Here is a 22,608-nt window from a genome sequence, read left to right on the forward strand (position 1 = left end):
TCGGCGTGGCTCAGTCCATCGAGTGGGGGCAATTCCTTCATAGCAAAAGCTTACCATCTTCTGTCAAAGCTGGGCTCAGGTCAACCCAGTTGAGCAATTACCTTATCCTTTATCCTTCTTAACTGGCCAGATACTCACGAATGTCGGCTCTGCGCTTGCGGAGTTTGGTGAGGGCTTCTCGCTCGATTTGCCGGACACGTTCTCGGCTGATATTGAGGCGATCGCCAATCTTTGCCAGAGTCAGTTGTTGCCCGTCTTCCAGACCAAACCGCAGCGATAACACTTCACGCTGTTGGGGAGTCAGGTCGCCCATCAACTGCTCCAGGTCAGCCCGGAGTGCTGAGTTTGTAGCAAAGTCCTCTGGAGAAGGATTGGTATCTTCCAGCAATTCGCCCAGTTCCGTATCCTGGTTGTCTCCAACTTTGAGGTCAAGGGACAGGGGAACCCGCGCCCGCTCCAGGTATTCCCGGACTTGCTTAGTGGTCAGTTCTAGCTCTTCCGCCAATTCAGAGGCAGTGGCAGCCCGTCCTAATTTTTGAGCCAGTTGCCGCTGCGCCTTTTTAATTTTGTTCAGCTTCTCCGTGATGTGAATGGGCAGGCGGATGGTTCGACCCTTCTCGGCGATCGCTCGCGTAATGGCTTGCCGAATCCACCAATAGGCATAGGTTGAAAACCGATACCCTTTAGTCGGGTCAAACTTCTCAACCCCCCGCTGCATCCCAATCGTTCCTTCCTGGATCAAATCCAACAGGTCAACATTCCGCTTGATATATTTCTTAGCGACAGACACCACCAACCGCAGGTTTGCCTCGACCATCTTGCGCTTGGCAAATTCTCCCTCATCAATTACCTGCTGCAGCTCTGCAACCGACAGGTTCGCCCGCTCTGCCCACTCCTGCAATTCAGGTTCTCGTCCCAACTGAAGGGTCATTGCCTCTTTGATGTCATACAGCGTGCCCACTCGTTGCACCTGCTTCCCGTAGAGAATCTCTTGCTCGTGAGTCAACAGTGGAACACGACCAATTTCTTTTAAGTAAGTCCGGACTAAATCGGTTGAGGTTTGAGCCGTTTTCATATCACTAAATATCAAGTAGCGGGGATGAGATTAGAACAATTGTACTAGCGAAGCAGGGAATAAAAAATTGAGCGGAGCTTAAATCTACCCTAGGGAAAGTGAAATAGGGAAAAGATTCACAACTCAACGAAGTCGAGGCTTAGAAGTAATTTTGTTCCTGATAAGAGACGACATCTGAGCCATCGATAAACTCAGATGGTTATCATTGTTTCTGAGAGAGGCTTCTGAGAAGGTTTCTAAGGGAGCTTTAACGATGCGTACAACGTGGACTGAATGAGTAGACGGCTGATTGATAATGAGAATCTATTGCTAGACGTTTTATCACGGAGATCAGGACTGAAGGTCGATTAGATCGGAAGGCTTAAGCAATTACATTAAAAACTGTAACTTTTATTAAAAATATTAACATACTCCCAATGGGATAGAAGCCTCTTCTTCATCGAGACTTTCCCTCAGAGTACCCAGAAATCTTTCCAGGTAATGCATCCTGTAAGACAAAATTAGAGAAAACCGAATTCTGAGAGAAGCGATCGCCTTACCAGGTTCATTAACTTTTTTTAATATTTTGCCCAAAGACTGAGGGGATCAGTCTGGAGACAGTGTTAAGAGCAGGGCATTTAGACAAAGTTGAGTAGACAATAAGCTCATACTATTGACTTCAATCTTGGTCTTTGACTGCATGAAGCCTATCCGTACTTTTAATGTCTCTCCGTCTCTGCCTCAACGTTTAGAGCCGCTACGGAAGTTAGCCTACAACATCTCCTGGGATTGGAACTTTGAAGCCACTGATCTATTTCGTCGCCTCGATCGAGATCTGTGGGAATCGAGCCGCTACAACCCAGTGTTGATGTTAGGCACAATCAGCCAGGAACGTTTGCGAGAAGCAGCCGAAGATGAAGGATTTTTGGCACAAATGGATCGTGCTGCCCGTCAACTCGATGACTATCTACAGGGGCGCACCTGGTTTCGTAAACAACGGGGCACATCTCAGAGCCGTCCAACGGGGTCACAACCTGTCACTGATTGCTATGCCTACTTTTCTGCTGAGTTTGGGTTGACCTCCTGTTTACCCATCTATTCCGGTGGTTTGGGCGTTCTAGCTGGAGATCACCTCAAATCTGCCAGCGATCTAGGGTTACCCCTGGTGGGTGTGGGCTTGCTCTATCAGGAGGGGTATTTCGCTCAGTACCTCAATGCCGACGGTTGGCAACAGGAGCGTTATCCCATCAACGACTTCTACAACATGCCACTGCACCTAGAGCGCAACCCCGATGGCTCTGAACTGCGGATTTCAGTCGATTACCCTGGTCGAGTAGTTTATGCGCGGGTCTGGCGGGTGCAAGTAGGAACGGTTCCTCTCTATCTGCTAGATACCAATATTGAGCCCAACGCTCAGTACGACCAGGACATCACCGACCAACTCTATGGCGGTGATATCGACCTGCGAATTCATCAGGAAATCATGCTGGGCATTGGCGGTGTGCGCATGTTGCACGCGCTGGGGTTACACCCTACTGCCTATCACATGAATGAGGGACACTCGGCATTTTTGGCACTGGAACGTATCCACATGATGATTCAGGATGGGTTAACGTTTGCCGAAGCTCGCCAGGTTGCTCAAGCAAGCCAACTATTTACGACTCATACCCCGGTGCCTGCGGGCATTGACCTGTTCCCCGCTGACAAGATCATGTACTATCTGGGCCACTATGCAAACACCTTTGGGCTGTCGCGGGAAGAGTTTTTGTCCCTCGGACGGGAAAACCCTGGTGATTTGGCGGCTCCCTTCAGTATGGCGATCCTGGCGATTAAGATGGCAAGTTTTGTCAATGGGGTCAGCAAACTGCATGGAGTGGTTTCTCGCTCGATGTTTAAGTCGCTATGGTCGGGGTTGCCAGTCAATGAAGTTCCAATTACCTCCATCACCAACGGGGTTCATGCTCGCAGTTGTGTGGCGAAATCGACCCAGGAATTGTATGACCGTTACCTGGGACCCAGTTGGTATCGTGCTCCGGCGGATGAGCCCCTGTGGGAGCGGGTAAGCTCTATTCCTGATGAGGAATTGTGGCGAAATCACGAACGCAAGCGATCGGAATTGATTGTGTTTGTCCGGGAACGATTGCAGAAAAGCTTGCGGGAGCGGGGTGCATCGGTAGGCGAAATTGCCCAGGCACAGGAAGCATTAGACCCCTCTGTGTTAACCATTGGGTTTGCACGGCGGTTTGCTACTTATAAGCGGGCAACCCTGTTTTTGCGAGACATCGATCGGATTAAGCGGATCTTGCTGGACTTGCATCGCGATCGCATCAAAGGTGGGATGTTGACCCCCAAAAAACGCATGGTGCAGTTTGTAATTGCTGGAAAAGCACATCCGAAAGACATACCCGGCAAGGAACTGATCCGCAACATTGTTCATTTCATCCGTGAGGAGGGGATGCAACACAGTATTGTCTTCATTCCTAACTACGACATCAATGTGGCGCGGTTGATGGTGGCAGGATGCGATGTCTGGCTTAACACCCCCCGTCGCCCCCGCGAGGCGTCGGGCACCAGTGGCATGAAAGCTGCGATGAATGGCTTGTTAAACTTCAGCGTGCTGGATGGCTGGTGGGATGAGGCTGATTATGGCAAAACTGGGTGGGCGATCGGGCATGGCGAAGACTACGATGACCCCGAATATCAAGACAATGTTGAGGCAAATGCCCTCTATGATCTCTTAGAGCAGGAGATTATTCCTCTGTTTTACAATCGCGACGTGGAGGATTTGCCCCGGGGTTGGATCGCCAAAATGAAGGATGCCATCCGGCTCAACTGCCCTACGTTTAATACTGCACGCATGGTGGGCGACTATGCAAAGCGGGCGTACTTCCCGGCAAGCGATCGCTACCGTGAAATGATTGCTGATCAGTACACTCCCGCTAAAGCTCTCGCCAACTGGAAATCCAATCTGTTCAACCACTGGTTTGATATCCGAATTGAGAGCGTTGATGTCTCTGAGCATCCTGATATTCAAGTCGAGCAGGAGATCGCTGTCAAAGCTCGCATCAACCTGGGCAAACTCTCACCCAGTGATGTGCAGGTGGAACTGTTCAAAGGGACTGTGAATGCCAGTGGAGAAATCGCCGATGGGTTGCCAGTAGTGATGGACTATCAAGGACAAGATCCACACAATGCGGATATTGGGATCTACACCGTCAATATTGTCTACACCAACAGTGGGTTGCAGGGTTTGTCCCTGCGGGTGTTGCCGCATCATGAAAATCTCAGCAGCACCTACGAGCCAGGTCTGGTGTTGTGGGCATAACGAGGCAGGGGGTAACTTAAACTGCCCCCTCCCTTGAATAAAAAAGCTGAAAGGCTTAATCTTCCATTGGAAGCCTGTGTTCCTAATGTTGAGTAACCCAAGATCAACCGTTAAGACGGTTGGAATGAAGGAGCGTTGGGGGCGTTGCCTCTAACCGGGGGTTTCACAGAACATTACATCTTATATTGCTACCCAATTCTTAGTACCCAACTCAAAACCATGAATTCTGACACGCTGATTCAACTGTTGCAAAAGGGGTTTCGTGTAACGCTAGGAGCAACCGCATCACTTCTGGAAATCCTGCAAGATCCCCAGCGTCGTGATGAAAACCTCGATCGCCTGAGAACAGATCTGGCAGAGTTGGCAGAAGAGTGGGCAGCTAAAGGCGAAATGACAGAGCAAGAAGCCCGCAATTTTGTCGAAACTATCCTGACTCAGCAGACAGGTCGCAGTCCATCGGAGTCTACGACTAGCACTACTAGCTCTACGGCAACTGTCACACCCCCGACCACAACCAGTCCTGAGGTGCAAACCGATGTCCAGGAGCTAACCGCTCAAATTGCTGCTATTCGAGCAGAGTTAGAGCGTTTGCGGCAACAAGATTCTTAGCCTACTTCAGGCGGTTGGCTTCGCTCTATTTCTGATGCGGTCTGTACCCATTCCTGCGGTTTCAGATCGATGGAACCGTGTGTCCGAAAACTCACCCTGTTGGCGATCGCCCCTTGATGTAGTTGTCGAGCCAACATAATTCAGTATTTGAAGTTGTATGGCGACGGCTTTATGCAAAAGATAAGCTGAGATATCCACAATGGCTAAACAGCTTTTCGATGAGAGCTATGCAACCAATTCTGACCCAACCTTCTACCAACATTGTACAGACCATTGATTGCCGTGGGCTGGATGAAACCATCCTGCACTTGTTTCTGGCACCTGGTCCTAACCCCTACACTGATACCGAAGAGTTTTTGTTTGATTGTGAGATGCGGGCCGACGAGATGCCGCGTCCTGTGCGCCGAGCTCTGCTAGAGTTTCAAGTTCGCTCTAATACTGAAGGCATTTTACTGTTGCAGGGGTTACCCATCGACCCGGGGCTTTATTACGTCCATACACCGCTTGATGCTCAGCGATCAACCGAAAAAACGACCTACGTTAGTGAGCGGTGTTTGGCAATGATTGGTAGCCGTCTGGGGCATCTGGTGTCTTACATCCAGGAAAAGAACGGCGATCTATTTCAAAATCTCGCCCCGGTTAAAGGGAGTGAACAGATCCAATCCTCTAGCGGTTCCAAATCCCGCTTACAGTTTCATCGGGAAACCGTCTTTCACCCCTATCCCCCTGAGTTTTTGCTGTTATTTTGTCTCCGCCCCGATCACGATCGCATCGCTGAGACAACCTACGCCAGCATCTCCCATGCCCTACCGCTGTTGACCCCAGAACACCGTGATCTGCTGTTTCAACCGCTCTATCGCACGGGCATCGACTACTCATTTGGCAACCTTCAGCAGAAACAAGACTCTGGAACCGTTTTGCCAGTGCTCTATGGCAATCGCCATGACCCCTTCTTGAACTACGACGAAGACTTGATGACTGCCCTGACTCCCGAAGCCGAGGCAGCCTTGGAAGCCTTAAAGGAAGCGATCGCCTCTGTTTATCGTGGAGTGAAATTGAATGTGGGTGACCTGCTGTGCATCGACAATCGCCGCACTGTTCATGGGCGATCGTCATTTACGCCTCGTTATGATGGCTTTGATCGGTGGTTGCAGCGATCGTTTGTAGTGCGCGACTTGGGGCTATCAGCAGTCGATCGCCAACCTGGAGAGCGCATTATTCGTACCACTTTTGCTTAAATTAGATGCGTCTTATTGAACCCCCGACTGTCGCCATTCCCTCTAACAAGGAGAACCACAGGGGATACTTGATTTAACGCATCCTCCCATTTGATTGGTCTTACCCGAATTGACGCTGAACTAGCGTTTCTTAGCAAATAACCCAAAGAATCTGCTTGCTTTTGACTCCCCACGCTTGCCATTACTGCTATTACTGCCGTTGCTGCCGTTCGTAGATTGCTTCAAATCAATCTTGAGCTTTTGAGCATACTCCAGAGCAAGCGGATCTTTGGGATTGAGTTTCAATGCCTGCTTAAAATGAACGGTTGCCATTCCGGGTAGATTTTGCATTAAGTAGGCCTTGGCTAGCAGTGCGTGAAATTCGCTGCGATCAGATTGAATTCGCAACGCATCTCGTAACTCTTGCACGGCTAGCGACCAGTTTGATTTCTTCATATACTCCTGCGCCCGTTGGTAGTGCCGTTCCGCATAATTGACAGGCGGAGCAGTGACACCGTTATTGGACTGCCTCAGATCAAACTCAATGGGTCTGGCTTCCTCAACTGGAATGATGCCGCTCCGTTTTTCACGGATCAACGGCTCACCCATTTTGACTCGCAGATAAATTAGATTCAGCTCACCTAGCTCGTCCGTGATTTGCTCAAACCGCTCAAGTTGCTGATATTGCAACTCTGCCAGATGGCTGACTGCCTGCTCATAGATGATGTCAACCGACTGAAGAGGAGTCTTGAGGAGTTGACGAGCGACATCCCCTTTTGGCAGAGGTATCTCATCTCGACTCATGCGACGCACTCTAAAGCGCAACATCGCAATGACATCTTTTCTATCGTTTTCCTGCTTCAGTTTTTGATAGGCAGGGTTCACTAAACGAGCAAAGATTTGAGTTGCGACTTCTGAATCCGTTGTAAACCGATCGGGGTGAAGGAGTTTTGCAACTGAACGATAACGCTTGAGAACACGACTACCGTCAGCCGACACAGACGCACCTAACACAGCATAGGGATCTTCAGTAAATTTCCTTAGCCAGTCGGGAGAGAATGTAATCTGTGACATCAGTAATTAATTTTATAAATTAATAGTCGTATTAATGTGGAGTATACAAAATCACTCTGGGTTGAACTCAATACCCCATAGTACGTATATTTGAGCGGCGCGAAGAATCGCCCTTGGCGAATCAATCGCTTCATGCTGCTCCGTCTTTAATGTCCAACTTTATATTGTAACCGTTGGTTTATGAAGATTTGTGCCGAGTAAAACAGAGAGACGTAGAGATACGGATAAGTTAATCAACGCTTAGTCTGGAGAGGTAGATTTAACGAATTTCAGAGAACTTGCGGTTTGATAAAAGCTCTATGAAAACCAGTGGCTACAAGGACAGACATCTAAACCATAGAAATATCAATACATTTGGTAAGAGATTCTCTATGCTAATCACAATTTTAATGAATCACTTTTGCCTCAACGGTAGATAACCGTTTTGCTGTGTGAAGTTGAGATGTACGGCGTTGAATACCTCTTCAGAATCTATCCAGGAATCTAACGAGATTCCGGGTAAAACCTCCTCTAATCACCGTTAAGTTACATTTGCTACGTCGTAATTAATCGGGAGTGGCTAATACAGGAATTCAACATTACTGAATTACTACCTTTGTGTTATTTTACTGCGTTTAAGAACACCTGGCATACGGATTTAAAAGCAAATAGAACTGTGGCGTTCCAGACTTCATCGTTACAAATCTTTGAGCGATTTCTATAGAAAGTTGCTTGTGATCGTTTCAGTTCGACTCAACCGCCCCAGGTCAAATCTGAATCGATATGATTAGAAGAAGAAAAATCTCCAATTGAGTTAGTCCTATAGCTATTCCGACTGAAATATAAACGGGGTGCAGGGGTAGAACCCTGAGTTGGGGTAAAACTCTACCCTCTCCTTGTTCTCAAACAATTTGTAAATACCCTAGATATTTCTCAATACTTATCCTGGGTTTCAGGTTATGCATTGAGACAGTGTTCTTTATTGACTGGTCTTGTTATTCGGTTTCTCCTGTTATTCTTCAGATCTGCCCTTGCTCTACGTCATGTTAGCCAAGCCTAAAACCAAAAAAGTCGCTGTTTTGTTGGCGTTCCTTAGTGTGATCACTCCGATCTCAGGGCTCCACAAGTTCTACTTAAAACAACCAGTTTGGGGTATTTTCTATCTATTACTGGGGTTTACTCCAATTCCTAAAATTGCGAGCATTATTGAGGGGATTTGGTATCTGACCCAAGACCAGCAGGAGTTTGACACCAACTTCAATGCAGGTCAGGTCTTGCAACCTGCTTCAACCCCAGCAACAGCAGCCGTTGACCCAGTTCAGGTGAGTGCGATCGCTGATGCCCTCCGTCAACTTGACACGCTGCGCCAAGATGGGTTGATTTCAGAATATGAGTTTGAGCAAAAACGCCGTCAACTCTTAGATCGCATTGGTTAATCGAGGAAGTGTTATGTTGTCGTGGCTGACATCGCTAACCCGTTTAGGTTCTGAAGCTAAAGCTCAGTTCAATCCCTTGCGATCGCGTCTACTCAATGACCCGTACTACCGTTTTCAATCCCTCGAAGAGGTTCAGGTAGCGTCTGAGTTAGGAGTTCAAATTGATGTCAATCGCGCCGATATAGATGATTGGTTGCGTCTACCCGGAGTCTCTATCCACCAAGCTCGCACCTTGGTCGCATTAACTCAAACTGGGGTGCTATTTCACTGCTTAGACGATGTAGCTGCTGCGCTCAATCTACCAGTCCATCGTCTGAAGCCGTTTGAACCCGTTCTGGCATTTCGATATTACGACGCTGAGAGTATTGAAACGATTCAGCGCACAAACCCCAACACCGCCTCCGTTGAGGCGTTAGTGCGAGTACCTGCGATCGACTTATTTCTCGCTAGAGCGATCGTCCAACATCGGCAAACCTACGGGGCTTATCGCAACCTGGCGGATCTACAACAGCGACTGTCACTAACAACCCAACTGACAACCGATCTGGTGCATTATCTGTACTTTTAGAGTCAGAAGCAAAAATCATTGTTGCGATCGATTAGCATGAACCCCTCACCTCTACGGGGTTAACTGCACTGCACCTGATTTTGATAGCCAATCAATCTGTAGCGATACCCGCTTGGGTGATGTACAGGATGTGGCTTTGCCCGCGGCTAGGGGTTCTATCCCTTCACCCGTCCTAACCAACTTCTCAGTTGCTCTGTCAGCTCAAAACGTTGCTATCAAGCATCCGTCTTCATCCTTTGCCGATCTGGCGGTGAATCACACCGATGCGGTCAGGTTCCCAAAAGCGAAATACAGCCCGTCCAATAATGTTTTCTTGCGGTAAAAAGCCCCAAACATGGGAGTCGTTGCTGTTGTTGCGGTTATCTCCCATGACAAAGAATTGATGATCCGGAATCTGGATGGGAGGCAATTCATAATCGGGGGGTGCTGCAATGTAATCTTCCTGCAATGGCTCCCCGTTGATATATACCGTGCCATTGTGAATTTGCAGAATTTGCCCCGGTTCACCAATGATGCGCTTGATAAACACCTGATCTTTGCGAAAACCCAGGGTTCGCAAGGCATCAGGAGGGTCAAAGACGATAATTTCACCTGCCTTTGGTGGGCGTAAATGGTAGGACAGCTTCTCTACAACCAGGCGATCGCCTACAAGTAGTGTGGGTTCCATGGAGTTTGAAGGAATGTAGCGCGGCTCCGCCACAAAGAGACGAATCATGAGAGCCAATACCAGGGCGATCGCCAAAATTTGCCCGTTTTCTCGCAGGCGCGTCCAAAACGAGGGAGACGTTGATGAGAGAGATTCGGAGGATGGAGGGGTTGATTTGGGTTGTTCAGCAGCCATGTTGTTCAGCAGCCATGTTGTTTAGCAGCCATGTTGTTTAGCAGCCAGATTTTCCAAGGCAGCCTAGAGCCGCATTGGAAAAGTTGCTATTCCCTATCTTCCCATGCACGATGAAATTCATCAGAAAACCCCCATGGGACTCGCCAGGTTAACCTAAGCTCTTAACCCAAGTTGACGTTAACTGACTTGACGTATTGCTACAGCAATTCATCAAACTACTGTAAGCTGGATAGGCGATTAGGGTTGTCTGCATCAGAGAACCTGGATAACCCAACAGTAAGGACACGTTTATGAGTGACGCTTGGTACATCGTCAAGCAAAATGACGGACAGTGCAAAATCGTAACTGCGATCGCCATCAAAGAGTTAACCAAAGAAGCTGGAGCATCCGGTGAACCGGAACGGTGGGGACCCTTTGCCTCAGAGCAAGAAGCGATCGCCCGTCGAGTCGGTCTGATTCGCGCTGGAAAGTGCCAACCTGCTTAGGAAGCATCTCTGACAACTGTTTCAGAAATGCTATATATTATTGCTGTTTAACTCAAACTGCTACACTTTCTTCGAGCTCTATCAGCACCCATTGCTCCTTTCGTTTGGTTTGGGGCAAAACCCTTAGTTTCTATAGAGGCTCCTGTCTCCCCCCATTCCAATTTCTACGACTGTTGCTATAACTAAGCTAAATAGCATCCGGGCATGGTTGGCTAGGCTCACCCATCTAATACATAATTTTTTATCTGCAAGATTGAGGTTTCAGTCGATGCGTCAAATTAATTTCGTCATCATCTTCGTCATCTGCCTTGCACTCGTGCTGTTTGGCATTGAAAACACCGAACCTGTCGTTATCCGCATTCTCAAAGATGTCCAGGTGCAAGCCCCGCTGTCTGTAGAGCTATTGCTAGCAACGGGTATAGGAGCAGCTTTTGCCTGGGTGTTTAGTGTTTGGACTCAAGTGCAGCGAGTTTTGGAGTCGGGCAAACAAATTCAACAGCGTGACGTTCGTATCGAAGAATTAGAACGCGATATTCAGCGATATAAAGTACAACTAGAAGAACAGCAGCATCTCTTACCCGCTTCTAAACAAGTCACTGATGCGGAAGATGTCGAAGTTTACGCTAAATAACTTAATGGAGCGTTGACCGTTGACCGATCCTCTCAACCCCTTGAGCTTGGTGATTCCCCTGGCATTACTGGGTTTGATTGTGTTGGCTGCTGTCTACTTTGTTCGCGTTAGCCTTCGATAGGATTGCCCTATGGCTCTTTCTCTGGCACAAAATGCGATCGCTCTGTTGATTGACCTGGCAGAACGGGGCGAAATCGACCCCTGGGATGTCAAAGTGATTGAAGTCATCGATCGCTTTTTGAGCCAACTCAACCCCCTGCATAATGTTGAAGCAGGTCGTGCCCCCTATGAAGCTGACCTATCTGAATCAGGACAGGCATTTTTGTATGCTTCCGTGCTGGTTCTGCTTAAGGCAGATAGTCTGGCACGCTCCGATCGAGAGCCAGAGGAAGAGTTAGAACCAGAGGAACTTCTGACCCCTGAAGGCACAGCCCCGCTGCCGCTACGACTGGAGCAAACAATTCGGCGGCGTGCTACGGCACGTCCTCCACAAAATCGTCGAGTCACGCTCAAAGAGTTGATCGCTCAGTTAGAGATTATGGCGGCAACTGTCGCTGACCATAAACCTCGAATCCGCGCTCGTCGCCCTCGACCTCAATCTCGCACTCAGGCGGTTCGGGCGATCGCCCAACTCGCTCACCAGGAAAATCTTTCAGAAATTGCAGCAGCACTAGAGCAGTTTCTGCATGACCACTGGCAAGAAGTCAGTGAGGGTGAGGAGTGGCTCGACTTTGATGTGTTATTGGAGTTGTGGATTAACTCGGATGCTCAACGGGCGATCGCTACTGACCCCTCCGCCCATCACTCTGAACAGAGCGATCGCGTTGGTGTCTTTTGGGCACTCCTGTTTTTGTCAGCTCAAACCAAAGTCGAGCTATCTCAAGAAGAGTTCTACCAAGATCTAAGAGTTCGTAGTCTTTCGCATCTATCATCCGCAGAACTCGCTTCTCTATCAACAGCCATTTTGAATGACTGATAGTGATCTTTTCTACAGACTGGACAGCACACTCTGATGTACTGCTAAACTGAACGCTGGCAGACTCAACCTAAAGAACACTTTTACAAAAATTCAAGTTAGATATAGTTTCTGCAAAATTCTTGCTCTACTCCTGGCAATTCTCAAAGATTGTGAAAGACTGGAACAGATTATGCTCTTAAAGCAGTTGCTTCATTGGGTTGTGTTGAATCAAATTCAAGTTTTATAGCAGAAAGGTTCTAACGAAATTCGCTATAGTCCAGTAGATGAAGCCATCGCACGTTCCACTTATTTGTTGAAGTCATTAGAATTAGTTAGCTCAGGTAATGTAGATGTCCAAAAAGTCGATGAAGGCGATGATCCTCGCAGCAGGTAAGGGCACCCGCGTCCGTCCCATTACCTACACCACCCCGAAACCCATGATTCCAATCCTGCAAAAGCCAGTTATGGAATTTTTGTTGGAACTTTTGCGGAGCCATGGTTTCGATCAAATCATGGTGAATGTTAGTCACCTGGCTAATGAGATCGAAAACTACTTTCGCGATGGACAACGATTTGGAGTCCAAATTGCTTACTCATTTGAAGGTCGCATCAAAGAAGATGGTGAGTTAGTGGGTGAAGCGGTCGGTTCTGCTGGTGGGATGCGCCGTATTCAAGACTTCTCTCCTTTTTTTGACGATACCTTCGTCGTGTTGTGTGGAGACGCGCTGATTGACCTGGATTTGACAGCAGCCGTTGAGTGGCACCGTTCTAAAGGGTCGATCGCCACTATCATTATGAAAACCGTGCCCCATGAAGAAGTGTCCAGCTATGGGGTCGTGGTTACCGACGATGAAGGACGAGTCAAAGCATTTCAAGAGAAACCCAGTGTCGAAGAGGCACTGAGTAACAACATCAACACCGGGATTTACATTTTTGAACCTGAAGTCCTCGATTACATCCCGTCGGGCGAAGAATTTGATATTGGTAGCCAACTCTTCCCCAAATTGGTTGAGATTGGTGCTCCCTTTTATGGGCTACCGATGGATTTTGAGTGGGTTGACATTGGTAAGGTGCCCGACTATTGGCGAGCGATTCGCGGTGTCTTAATGCGCGAAATCAAGAATGTCGAAATCCCCGGACACGAAGTATTTCCCGGCATCTACACGGGACTGAACGTTGCTGTTAACTGGGATAAGGTAGACATCCAGGGACCGGTTTATATCGGTGGCATGACCCGCATTGAAGATGGAGCCAAAATTATTGGACCTACGATGATTGGTCCCAGTTGTCACATCTGCGGTGGAGCAACCGTCGATAACAGCGTTATCTTCGAATATTCCCGCCTGGGAGCCGGTGTGCGCTTGGTCGATAAGCTCGTGTATGGTCGCTACTGCGTTGACAAAACGGGTGAGTCGATTGACGTCGAAAAAGCCTCTCTTGATTGGCTCATTACCGATGCCCGTAAGCCTCTACCTGTGCAACCTCGGACTGAGCAGGAACTCATCTCTAAGGCGTTGGATAACAACAAAGCGTTTTGATGTGAGGGCAATAGAGGAGTAGGGGAGTAGAGGGGCGAACTATGAAGGAGTAAAGGTGAATAGGGTTCAGGGCGAAGTCTGCGGTTTGAACCACCCAAATCCTGATCCTGAACTCGGCTTTGTTTATCCTTTTTCCCCTTTGCTCATCTCCAAAATCTGTTGAGCGATCGCCTCTGATATTGGCATCACCGAAAGGCGGTTACCCTGGCGAACAACCCATAAATCGTCGGGCAAAAATTTGTCCCTCAATGTTTCCAGGGTGATCATTGCAGGAAATTGCTGCACAAATTCCACCACGACAGTTTGCCACCGAGGTTTGTCTGGCGTTGCCTTAGGGTCATAGTACTTGCTGCTGGCGTCAAACTGCGTTGGATCATCGATTCCGGGTTTTGCGACTCGCATCAACCCAACAATTCCGGGTGGGCTGGTGTTGGAGTGATAAAAGAAGGCAAGATCGCCCGGTTGCATCGATCGCAAATAATTGCGTGCCTGGTAATTGCGGACTCCATCCCAGATGGTTTGGCGATCGCGTTCCAGGTCATTAATGCCATACACATCTGGCTCTGATTTCATCAACCAATAATTCATCGTGTCGTTTATTCCTCGCCTTTGTAACCGTTTTCGGAGGGATTTTGAGAAGCGATCGCCGCTTGATTGGGGTCATTATTATTCTCCATTGGCGGCTGTAATCGTTCAATCCGAATTTGATGAAGTCGCGGCCCTTCGGCGGAGGTAACCGTCAACTCTAGATCGGCATAGCGGAAATATTCTCCAGCGGTTGGAATTTTTTGAAATTGATGAATGATAAATCCTCCCAGCGTTTGATATTGCTCAGTCAGGGGCAGATCCAGCTTGAGTAATTCATTCACTTCTTCCAGATCCATCTGGGCTTGCACCAAAAATGTGCGATCGTCTAAAAGTTGAATTGGGGGTTCCTCATCCTCCGGGTCATGCACTTCCCCAATAATTTGAGCCGCTAAGTCCTTAATGGTGACTAACCCGGCGGTGCCACCAAACTCATCCACTACCACCACCATCGCTTGTGCGGCTCGTTGCATCAGGCGTAGCAACTCTTTGAGCGGCACCGACTCTGGCACAAACTGAGCCGGACGCACCCACGGTTGAATCGGGCTATCTAACGCCAAAACTCCCTCGACAAGAGGAGCTGCTAACTCTTTGAAATAGATGATGCCGACGATGTCGTCTAAGGACTCCCCAATCACGGGGTAACGGGAATGACCCGTTTGAGCAACTTCGTGTAATAGAGCTTGAAAGGTAGCATCCTGATCGATCGCCACCACACTGATGCGGGGAACCATGACCTCTTGAGCGGAAACCTCAGTGAATTCAAAGACATTACTGAGCAATTCCCTCTCTCCTGCCTCTAGCCCCGGAGACTCAGTCGAGGTGCGAATAATCAGTTCCAGTTCCTCCGGAGTAACGCGGTTATACCACCCTTGCCCACTGTACTGAATACCAACCAGTCGCAACAGCAGCCAGGTGGATTGGTTCAAAATCCAGATAAAGGGGTTAAAGAAGCGGGCGATCGCCTGACTGGGTGGGGCTAGAAACCGAGCCAGTTGTTCCGGATAGAGCAACGCCACCGACTTGGGGCAAAGCTCACCTAAGACGATTTGTAGGTAGGCAATTAACAGAAACGCAATTGGCAGGGCAATGGTATGGGAAATCAGAGGGCGATCGCCCCTTGCCAGTGGAATGGCAGCTAACCCGGCATTGAGCAATGTTGCCATGGTGTTTTCTCCAATCCAGCCCAGTGCCAAACTGGAGAGCGTGATGCCGAGTTGGGTTGTAGAAAGCAGTCGATCGAGTCCCCGTTGCAGGTCTTGCACGGTTTGTGCCTGTACATCCCCGGCTGAGGCAAGCTGATTAATGCGCGATCGCCGCACCGACACGATTGAGAACTCAGCAGTGACAAAAAAGGCGTTGATGGCAATCAACAGAAATACGGCTAATAGCCGCGAGAGGATTTCTGAGCCACTCAACGACGAAACCGTATTAGTTGCCAACACAAGTAGGGCAGCAGGAGTCATCCGATCATAGAAAAGACCTAGCAGGAGTATGGTACGTCATCCCCGCTAGAGAAATCACCGTACAACTAGAGAGATCACCGTACGACTGGAATATCGGATAGTTTGAGCCGCAACTGCTGATCGGGGTAGTCGGTCAGGGCGATCGACAGGTCATTCACCCCTTCTAGCAACACCATCGGAATCGTCACCGTTCCTGAAAAGGACTCACTGCTAGGTTGCAACTCGCTGGGCAACCCTTCAGTATTGGCACTAAACGATCGCCCCTGGCTGTCGGTGATATTCATAAAACTATAGAGAAACTGCACCGGGCGATCGCCCCCGTTTTGCAGACTCACATCCAAGACAAGAACGCCGTTGACCTGACGCACCGATCGAACTTCAAACGTAACTCCCTGATCTTGAGCAGCGATCGGCAGCCCTGCGACTGGCGCATTAGCGTCTGAGTTCACAGCGACTACTGGGCTTGCTGACGGAGTTGCTGGGTTTTGGGCATCAGTTGTTTGAGCACTGGTAGTCGGGCTAGCGGTTGGGGTGGTGGGAGTCGCAACCAGCGTATCGGTATCTGTCGCTCGACCCTCCATTCGCGCTTTGACGTCTGCCAGAATTGCCGCTTCGCTCAAAATCGACACCTCTTCATGACGGGGTGCGCCTTCACCCAATGCTGTTGAAGGTCGAACATCGGGTTGAGTAATGCCTTTGAGTGCCTCTCGCCCCAAAGCATATCCCCAGGCACCGCTGACAACTCCAGCAGCAACCATCAAAGATAATAGAATCAGCGTCAGTGCAACAGTTGGATTCACGTTAACAACTTCACATTACAACTTTCAGTAAACCGAATATTTTAGGATATCGTCAGTTCAAGCTACAATAAAAGCCAAAATCCCAGGGTTGGCCGAGCGGTTTAGGCAGCGAACTCATAATTCGCCTCAGGCAGGTTCGACCCCTGCACCCTGGATTGCGATCGCCCATCATTTCTGCTCTCATCAATCTCCGCTATATGGAGAGCTGCCCGCAATTTTGCGAATATCCTAGCTCATTTAAGCGTCTAAAATCAGGATTGGCTAGACCCTGACATTAAGATATGACTCAAACTCCCGTTTCACCCCAATCCATTGACGTCAGCAAGGTTGACTTGGCGACTTTGCAGCACTATCTGCTCGATCTGTTTTGCCAAGTGGCTTACAAAGAGGGAGATTTTGTTCTGTCCTCCGGGCAACGCAGTTCCTACTACATCAATGGAAAACAGGTGACACTCCATGCTCAAGGTGGGTTAGCCGTGGGTCGGTTGTTGCTGTCGATGGTGCCGGCTGAAGCGGTGGCGATCGCCGGACTGACCCTGGGAGCTGACCCGATTGTCACTGCCGTCAGTGTCGTTGGAGCCTATGAAGGTCGGCTACTCACTCCGTTAATTGTACGAAAAGAAGCAAAAGGGCACGGCACCCAGGCTTACATCGAGGGACCTACCCTGACCCCCGCTAGCTCTGTCGTTGTGTTAGAAGATGTCGTCACAACTGGACAGTCAGCTCTCAAAGCGGTCGATCGCCTGCGTCACGCTGGATACACTGTCAACCACATCATTTCTCTGGTCGATCGCCTCCAGGGCGGTGCAGAGCTTTATCAACAACAAGGACTCCACTTTCAAACCCTCTTCTCCATTCAAGACATCCAAACCCACTGGCGAACAATAAATCCAGAGTGAAGGGGAAACGCATGAGCGTTGCTGAATCTAATGTATGAATTTCGTAGGGGCGTTTCGCGAAACGCCCCTACAGCCGTGGTGCGTTTTCAAGAACCACACCTGCATTCATCCTCTTGCCTCCTTCATCCCCCCACTCCTTCAGCCTTACTCCTCAACTCATCCATCTTCAACGAGCATTAATAGAGCCTTGAAGTTTTAGTAAACTGCCCGATTGATTGCCTCGTTCATTAAGAAACTCTGTTAGCTTGCTATAAAGTTAAGTAGAAATACGACTTAGGTAAAAGTACGGCAGGCTAGACATAATCTTATCGCTAGGTTAGCTTTGAAGCCTTAGGTGTCATCCTACCAAACAAGGTTAGAGAACGATTCCGGGTACACTGGGCATTGCTGTTTGCTATTGACCTCTAAATACGAAACTATGCGAATTTTAGTTACAGGCGGCGCAGGTTTTATCGGCTCCCATCTGATTGACCGATTAATGCAAGAAGGACATGAAGTTATTTGCTTAGATAACTTCTATACAGGTCACAAGCGGAATCTACTGAAATGGCTGGATCATCCTTACTTTGAATTAATCCGTCACGATATTACTGAGCCTATTCGGTTAGAAGCGGATCAAATTTATCACCTGGCTTGTCCAGCCTCCCCCGTCCACTATCAGTACAACCCCGTCAAGACAATCAAGACGAATGTGATGGGTACACTCAATATGCTGGGGTTGGCAAAGCGAGTTAAAGCAAGATTCTTACTTGCTTCCACCTCAGAAGTGTATGGTGATCCAGAAGTTCATCCACAAACCGAAGACTACCGGGGAAATGTTAATCCGATTGGAATTCGGAGCTGTTACGACGAGGGCAAGCGAGTCGCTGAGACACTGGCATTCGATTACCACCGCCAAAACGATGTTGAAATTCGAGTGGCTCGAATCTTCAACACCTACGGTCCCAGAATGTTAGAGAATGACGGTCGCGTAGTGAGCAATTTAGTCGTGCAAGCTCTGCGCGATCAGCCACTAACGGTATACGGTGATGGTTCTCAAACTCGCAGCTTCTGCTACGTTTCAGACTTAGTGGACGGGCTAATGCGCTTGATGAATGGTGAGCACACAGGTCCGGTGAATCTGGGAAATCCAGATGAATACACTATTCTAGAGCTGGCAAAGGCAGTTCAACAAATGGTGAATCCAGAGGTAGAGATTAAATTTGAACCTCTCCCTCAGGACGACCCTCGTCGCCGTAAGCCTGATATCACCAGAGCGCGTACCTGGTTGAATTGGCAACCAACTGTGCCCTTAAAAGATGGGCTACAAATGACGATAGATGATTTCAGCGCGCGCATGGGCGATCGCGCTACTGTAGCCCAGCACACTTTGCCCCTCTAGCAATTCTTGGGCTGCTCCCTTTTCCCAGTCAATTTCTACTGTCTTAATTACCTGCTCTATCACGAGGAGTTTCTTAAACTATGCGTGTTTGTGTCATCGGTACTGGTTATGTTGGTCTCGTGACTGGCGTCTGCTTGGCTCACATTGGACATCATGTGATTTGTGTTGACAACAACGAAGAGAAAGTCAAGTTGATGCAATCTGGTCAATCCCCCATCTTCGAGCCAGGATTGTCAGAGTTAATGCAATCTTCGATTCAGGCTGGACGCATTGAGTTCACAACCGATTTGGCGGCTGGTGTTGGTCATGGTGAAATCCTATTTATTGCAGTAGGTACGCCTCCACTGCCCACTGGAGAAAGTGATACCCGCTATGTAGAGGCGGTTGCACGGGGAATTGGTCAACACCTCAACGGTGGTTATAAAGTCATTGTCAACAAATCAACTGTACCCATTGGTTCCGGTGACTGGGTTCGCATGATTGCGTTAGATGGTGTGGCTGAGCGGCAAAAGGCACTGGTTCCCGCAGGCAGCAGCGAAGCAGTAGAAATCGAAGCAGACTTTGATGTCGTCAGCAACCCTGAGTTCTTGCGCGAAGGCTCTGCGGTTTATGACACCTTCAACCCTGACCGGATTGTATTGGGCAGCAATAGCCAGCGGGCGATCGCTCTGATGAAGGAGTTATATGCTCCCATTGTGGCGCGTGAGTATGCTGAAGATCAGACATTGCCCACGGTTCCTGTTGTGGTGACTGACCTCAGCTCCGCAGAAATGGTCAAGTATGCCGCAAATGCTTTCCTGGCAACCAAGATTAGCTTCATCAACGAAGTCGCAAACATTTGCGATCGCGTCGGTGCCGATGTCACTCAAGTAGCTAAGGGCATTGGTCTAGACTCCCGGATTGGTGGCAAATTCTTGCAAGCTGGGATTGGCTGGGGTGGTTCTTGCTTCCCCAAAGACGTGTCTGCTCTGATTCACACGGCTGATGACTATGGTTACGAAGCACAGTTGTTGAAAGCAGCCGTCAGCGTCAACCAGCGTCAACGCTTGATCGCCATCGAGAAACTGCAACAAGTCCTCAAGATTCTCAAGGGTAAAACGGTTGGTTTATTGGGCTTGACCTTCAAACCCGACACCGATGACATGCGTGACGCTCCCGCTCTGGACTTGATCGAGCACTTGAGCCGTTTGGGTACAAAGGTTAAAGCATTTGACCCACTGGTTTCCCAAACCGGATTGCGTCATGGTCTGTCGAACGTGATTGTGGAAACTGACCCAGAGCGTCTGGCAGACGGTTGCGATGCATTGGTGCTCGTGACCGACTGGAAACAGTTCCGCACGTTGGATTATGCCAAGATGTCGAAGCTGATGAGCAACCCCGTGATCATCGACGGTCGTAACTTCCTTGACCAGGAAGCTATGGAGCGAGCAGGCTTCCGCTACGTCGGCGTCGGTCGCTAATTCCCAACTCTCTCAATGTAAGGTCTAACTCCAGGGGCACAGCTATGCCGTGCCCCTTTTTAATATGGTGTTATGGAGATGGGTTATCACGTCGGGTGCAAATTATGAAAATTCACCAACGCCATGAGTGGAACTTAACGGCTGAGGAGGCGATCGCCCTGCAACATCGCCTTCAATCTGAAGTGATTACTACCGATCAATTGGAAGTTGTTCAACATGTGGCAGGAGTAGACGTTGGTTTTGAAGAAGACGGCACAGTCACACGAGCCGCAGTGACCGTTCTGACCTTTCCTCGGTTGCAACTTAAGGAACAAGTGCTCGCCCGTCGTCCCACCTCCTTTCCGTACATTCCGGGGTTACTGTCCTTTCGGGAAGTTCCTGCTGTATTAGAGGCATTGGAGCAGTTGCAGATCATCCCTGACCTGCTGTTGTGCGATGGACAGGGAACCGCTCATCCGCGTCGTCTGGGCATCGCCTGTCATCTGGGATTGTTGACAAATATCCCCAGTGTTGGAGTAGGCAAATCACTTTTAGTTGGAACTCATGCAGACGTGCCCGACGAAAAAGGCGCATGGGTGCCATTGCAGCATAAAGGTGAAACGATTGGTGCTGTCGTTCGCACTCGGGTTGGAACCAAACCTCTCTACATTTCGCCAGGACATCGCATCAGTTTAAAAACAGCGATCGCTTACGTGATGCAATGCACCACCAAATATCGCCTCCCAGAAACCACTCGATTTGCCCATAAGCTGGCATCGGAGATGAAGGATCAGCCTGTCCAGTTGGGTCAGCAACAGTTGAGCCTGGGCTTGTAGGGTTAGAGCATAAGAGAGTAAGGGAGTAGGAGAGACGCGATTAATCGCGTCTTTACGATATTGATCGCGTCTTTACGAATCACCCCATCACGCCATCACCCCATCACGCCATCGCCCCATCACGCCATCGCCCCATCACCTCTTGGTGCTGGCACAATGATGTAGCCCTCGGTGCGATCGCCCAAAACCCAATTGCGCTCAACTCCCCAAAACCACCAATGGGCAGCAACATAAGCACAGATCAGGCTGTCAAGCTGGTCTTCAACGGCTTTCATCGCAGTCCCGCGCGTGGGTATTTCGGGTAACAGCGGCACTCCATCACTCTGACGAAGTGGAAGGGCGGGAGTTAAAACAGGCAAGGTTTCGAGAAGATATTGACGGAGTCGGTTCAATTCGACCGATCGCTCAGCAACAGTACCTTTCTTATATTTCAGAATGCGATCGAGCTGAAACAGATGCACCATTGCCGGATGGGGAAACACTTCGATTTGATAGCGTCCGGGCTGTTGGGGGTGTATCTCTGGAGCGTGCAGGAACCCTCGCTGTTCCAGGCTGAGTCCGAAGGCGATCGTACGTTGAGCAAAGGGAAGCCCCTGATTGGCAGGATAGCACCCTGCATGATAACGACCGAAGTATTTGTGAGCAAGGCGATCAGGTAATCGCATTCCCGTTGCATTGGGAATCAGGGTAGGAGCATCAACTGCAATCACGGCAGGCTGTTGATCTGGAACCCATTGATCAACCCACGTCAAAACTTCCTCAAGCGTACCGAGTCGCTGCAAGTCAAGTAACTGCAACGTTTCATTCTGCAAACTCAGGCAACACACTCCACTGGGTTGTGATGTCCAACCCAAATCAACACCTAAGAATTTCATAAGGGTTGGGCGGTCAGTCTATGCGAAAAATTCGATCGACTCAGTGATATCTACAATAAGGCGATCGCCCGTTATCCGCACTTAATATTGTTGCAATTCAGGGAAAAGCGACCTCTACTATCTTGATTGACATCTTGGACTTCCATAACTGACGACGCCGAAAGCCCCCAATGGAGATAACCTCATGTCAGCACATATTCTAGACTGCCCCAAGTGCAGCAAACACGCCTTAGTCGAACGCCGAAACGATCTGTATCAATGCCTTGCGTGCGATTTCAAACGCGACTTCACTGAACCTAAAAAAGATGACAAACAATCCAGTGATTTCGTTTGGGTTCTGTTAATCGCATTTGTCATGGTTCTGGTGTTGCAGGGTTTACCCGTGCGTAGTGTATCTTCGCCCAATCAACCCCTATCACCCACGATCGAGTCGATACCTAAGGTGAATGAACTGCCTTAAATCGAGTCGTTTCATAACCGCGAATTCATTCGCCAGGCTCTTAAACCGAACTGATGTTATGGCCGTAGCCACACGCGATGGGGTGGAGGCGGGTCAGAAAGCTCCCCAGAATCAGGGTTTGAGCCATTGCCTTTGACTTAAGCTTTCTGACC

General features: G+C 49.1%; 22 protein-coding genes and 1 tRNA gene. 15 read left to right on the forward strand and 8 right to left on the reverse strand.

All coding sequences use genetic code 11. The features are described from left to right. Nucleotides 1–118: 118 nt before the first annotated feature. A complete protein-coding gene (locus H6G89_RS11400) occupies nt 119–1,075 on the reverse strand; it encodes an RNA polymerase sigma factor, RpoD/SigA family (RefSeq protein WP_190506159.1) in 957 nt (318 codons plus the stop codon). Nucleotides 1,076–1,754: 679 nt separating this feature from the next. On the opposite strand from H6G89_RS11400, the gene glgP reads away from it, so the two are divergent. Together glgP and H6G89_RS11410 are read left to right on the forward strand one after the other, a co-directional pair. Continuing rightward, entirely contained in the window at nt 1,755–4,379 is a 2,625-nt protein-coding gene (gene glgP, locus H6G89_RS11405; RefSeq protein WP_190506161.1) for an alpha-glucan family phosphorylase, read from the forward strand. Nucleotides 4,380–4,598: 219 nt separating this feature from the next. Then, complete coding sequence (locus tag H6G89_RS11410; protein WP_190506163.1) at nt 4,599–4,988, forward strand: hypothetical protein; 390 nt, start codon at nt 4,599–4,601, stop codon at nt 4,986–4,988. Here H6G89_RS11410 and H6G89_RS11415 read toward each other — a convergent pair. Next, nucleotides 4,985–5,125 carry a hypothetical protein gene (locus H6G89_RS11415; protein WP_190506165.1) on the reverse strand — a complete coding sequence of 47 codons (141 nt, stop codon included), beginning with the start codon at nt 5,123–5,125 and terminating at the stop codon, nt 4,985–4,987. The genes H6G89_RS11410 and H6G89_RS11415 overlap by 4 nt on opposite strands. Nucleotides 5,126–5,215: 90 nt before the next feature. Here H6G89_RS11415 and H6G89_RS11420 point away from each other — a divergent pair, with 90 nt between their 5' ends. Continuing rightward, nucleotides 5,216–6,226: a TauD/TfdA family dioxygenase gene (locus tag H6G89_RS11420; protein ID WP_190506172.1), complete on the forward strand. Its 1,011-nt coding sequence runs from the start codon at nt 5,216–5,218 to the stop codon at nt 6,224–6,226. 120 nt (nt 6,227–6,346) lie between these two features. Here the strand turns inward: H6G89_RS11420 and H6G89_RS11425 are convergent, their stop codons facing one another. Next, a complete protein-coding gene (locus H6G89_RS11425) occupies nt 6,347–7,279 on the reverse strand; it encodes a J domain-containing protein (protein ID WP_190506178.1) in 933 nt (310 codons plus the stop codon). Nucleotides 7,280–8,301: 1,022 nt separating this feature from the next. On the opposite strand from H6G89_RS11425, the gene H6G89_RS11430 reads away from it, so the two are divergent. Together H6G89_RS11430 and H6G89_RS11435 are read left to right on the forward strand one after the other, a co-directional pair. Next, nucleotides 8,302–8,694, forward strand: coding sequence for an NINE protein (locus tag H6G89_RS11430; RefSeq protein WP_190506180.1), 393 nt, complete (start codon nt 8,302–8,304; stop codon nt 8,692–8,694). A gap of 13 nt (nt 8,695–8,707) precedes the next feature. Beyond that, on the forward strand, nt 8,708–9,262 hold the full coding sequence (locus H6G89_RS11435; protein ID WP_190506182.1) for a helix-hairpin-helix domain-containing protein: 555 nt from the start codon (nt 8,708–8,710) through the stop codon (nt 9,260–9,262). Nucleotides 9,263–9,491: 229 nt separating this feature from the next. Here H6G89_RS11435 and lepB read toward each other — a convergent pair whose 3' ends face one another. Further along, the gene (gene lepB / locus H6G89_RS11440; protein WP_190506184.1) at nt 9,492–10,103 is read right to left on the reverse strand and encodes a signal peptidase I; all 612 of its coding nucleotides are present in this window, start codon (nt 10,101–10,103) and stop codon (nt 9,492–9,494) included. 290 nt (nt 10,104–10,393) lie between these two features. On the opposite strand from lepB, the gene H6G89_RS11445 reads away from it, so the two are divergent. The 4 genes from H6G89_RS11445 (at nt 10,394) to H6G89_RS11460 (ending at nt 13,715) form a co-directional block, all read left to right on the forward strand. Further along, on the forward strand, nt 10,394–10,588 hold the full coding sequence (locus tag H6G89_RS11445) for a hypothetical protein (RefSeq protein ID WP_190506186.1): 195 nt from the start codon (nt 10,394–10,396) through the stop codon (nt 10,586–10,588). A 268-nt stretch (nt 10,589–10,856) separates the two neighbouring features. Further along, a complete protein-coding gene (locus H6G89_RS11450) occupies nt 10,857–11,219 on the forward strand; it encodes a LapA family protein (protein ID WP_190506188.1) in 363 nt (120 codons plus the stop codon). 130 nt (nt 11,220–11,349) lie between these two features. After that, entirely contained in the window at nt 11,350–12,195 is an 846-nt protein-coding gene (locus H6G89_RS11455) for a segregation/condensation protein A (protein WP_190506190.1), read from the forward strand. A 347-nt stretch (nt 12,196–12,542) separates the two neighbouring features. After that, nucleotides 12,543–13,715 (forward strand): sugar phosphate nucleotidyltransferase, encoded by a 1,173-nt coding sequence (locus H6G89_RS11460; RefSeq protein WP_190506770.1) that lies wholly within the window; start codon nt 12,543–12,545, stop codon nt 13,713–13,715. 123 nt (nt 13,716–13,838) lie between these two features. On the opposite strand, the gene H6G89_RS11465 is transcribed toward H6G89_RS11460, so the two are convergent. From H6G89_RS11465 to H6G89_RS11475, 3 genes are all read right to left on the reverse strand, one after another. Further along, the gene (locus H6G89_RS11465; RefSeq protein ID WP_190506200.1) at nt 13,839–14,303 is read right to left on the reverse strand and encodes an EVE domain-containing protein; all 465 of its coding nucleotides are present in this window, start codon (nt 14,301–14,303) and stop codon (nt 13,839–13,841) included. 8 nt (nt 14,304–14,311) lie between these two features. Continuing rightward, on the reverse strand, nt 14,312–15,766 hold the full coding sequence (locus tag H6G89_RS11470) for a hemolysin family protein (protein ID WP_190506202.1): 1,455 nt from the start codon (nt 15,764–15,766) through the stop codon (nt 14,312–14,314). Between the two features lie 74 nt (nt 15,767–15,840). Beyond that, on the reverse strand, nt 15,841–16,566 hold the full coding sequence (locus tag H6G89_RS11475; RefSeq protein ID WP_309229796.1) for a hypothetical protein: 726 nt from the start codon (nt 16,564–16,566) through the stop codon (nt 15,841–15,843). An 82-nt stretch (nt 16,567–16,648) separates the two neighbouring features. Between H6G89_RS11475 and H6G89_RS11480 the strand changes: the two genes are divergently transcribed. From H6G89_RS11480 to nfi, 5 genes are all read left to right on the forward strand, one after another. Next, a tRNA-Ile gene (locus H6G89_RS11480) sits at nt 16,649–16,721 on the forward strand. A gap of 126 nt (nt 16,722–16,847) precedes the next feature. Beyond that, nucleotides 16,848–17,465: an orotate phosphoribosyltransferase gene (gene pyrE / locus H6G89_RS11485; protein WP_190506204.1), complete on the forward strand. Its 618-nt coding sequence runs from the start codon at nt 16,848–16,850 to the stop codon at nt 17,463–17,465. A gap of 418 nt (nt 17,466–17,883) precedes the next feature. Further along, on the forward strand, nt 17,884–18,846 hold the full coding sequence (locus H6G89_RS11490; RefSeq protein WP_190506206.1) for a UDP-glucuronic acid decarboxylase family protein: 963 nt from the start codon (nt 17,884–17,886) through the stop codon (nt 18,844–18,846). Nucleotides 18,847–18,926: 80 nt separating this feature from the next. Then, the gene (locus tag H6G89_RS11495; protein ID WP_190506207.1) at nt 18,927–20,306 is read left to right on the forward strand and encodes a UDP-glucose dehydrogenase family protein; all 1,380 of its coding nucleotides are present in this window, start codon (nt 18,927–18,929) and stop codon (nt 20,304–20,306) included. A gap of 104 nt (nt 20,307–20,410) precedes the next feature. Further along, complete coding sequence (nfi, locus tag H6G89_RS11500; RefSeq protein WP_190506210.1) at nt 20,411–21,121, forward strand: deoxyribonuclease V; 711 nt, start codon at nt 20,411–20,413, stop codon at nt 21,119–21,121. A 119-nt stretch (nt 21,122–21,240) separates the two neighbouring features. On the opposite strand, the gene H6G89_RS11505 is transcribed toward nfi, so the two are convergent. Beyond that, nucleotides 21,241–21,996, reverse strand: a complete 756-nt coding sequence (locus H6G89_RS11505) for a DUF429 domain-containing protein (RefSeq protein WP_190506212.1) — start codon at nt 21,994–21,996, stop codon at nt 21,241–21,243. Between the two features lie 184 nt (nt 21,997–22,180). On the opposite strand from H6G89_RS11505, the gene H6G89_RS11510 reads away from it, so the two are divergent. Then, the gene (locus H6G89_RS11510; RefSeq protein ID WP_190506214.1) at nt 22,181–22,456 is read left to right on the forward strand and encodes a hypothetical protein; all 276 of its coding nucleotides are present in this window, start codon (nt 22,181–22,183) and stop codon (nt 22,454–22,456) included. The last annotated feature ends 152 nt before the right edge of the window (nt 22,457–22,608 follow it).

The sequence above is a fragment of the Oscillatoria sp. FACHB-1407 genome, from assembly GCF_014697545.1.
Lineage (GTDB): Bacteria > Cyanobacteriota > Cyanobacteriia > Elainellales > Elainellaceae > FACHB-1407.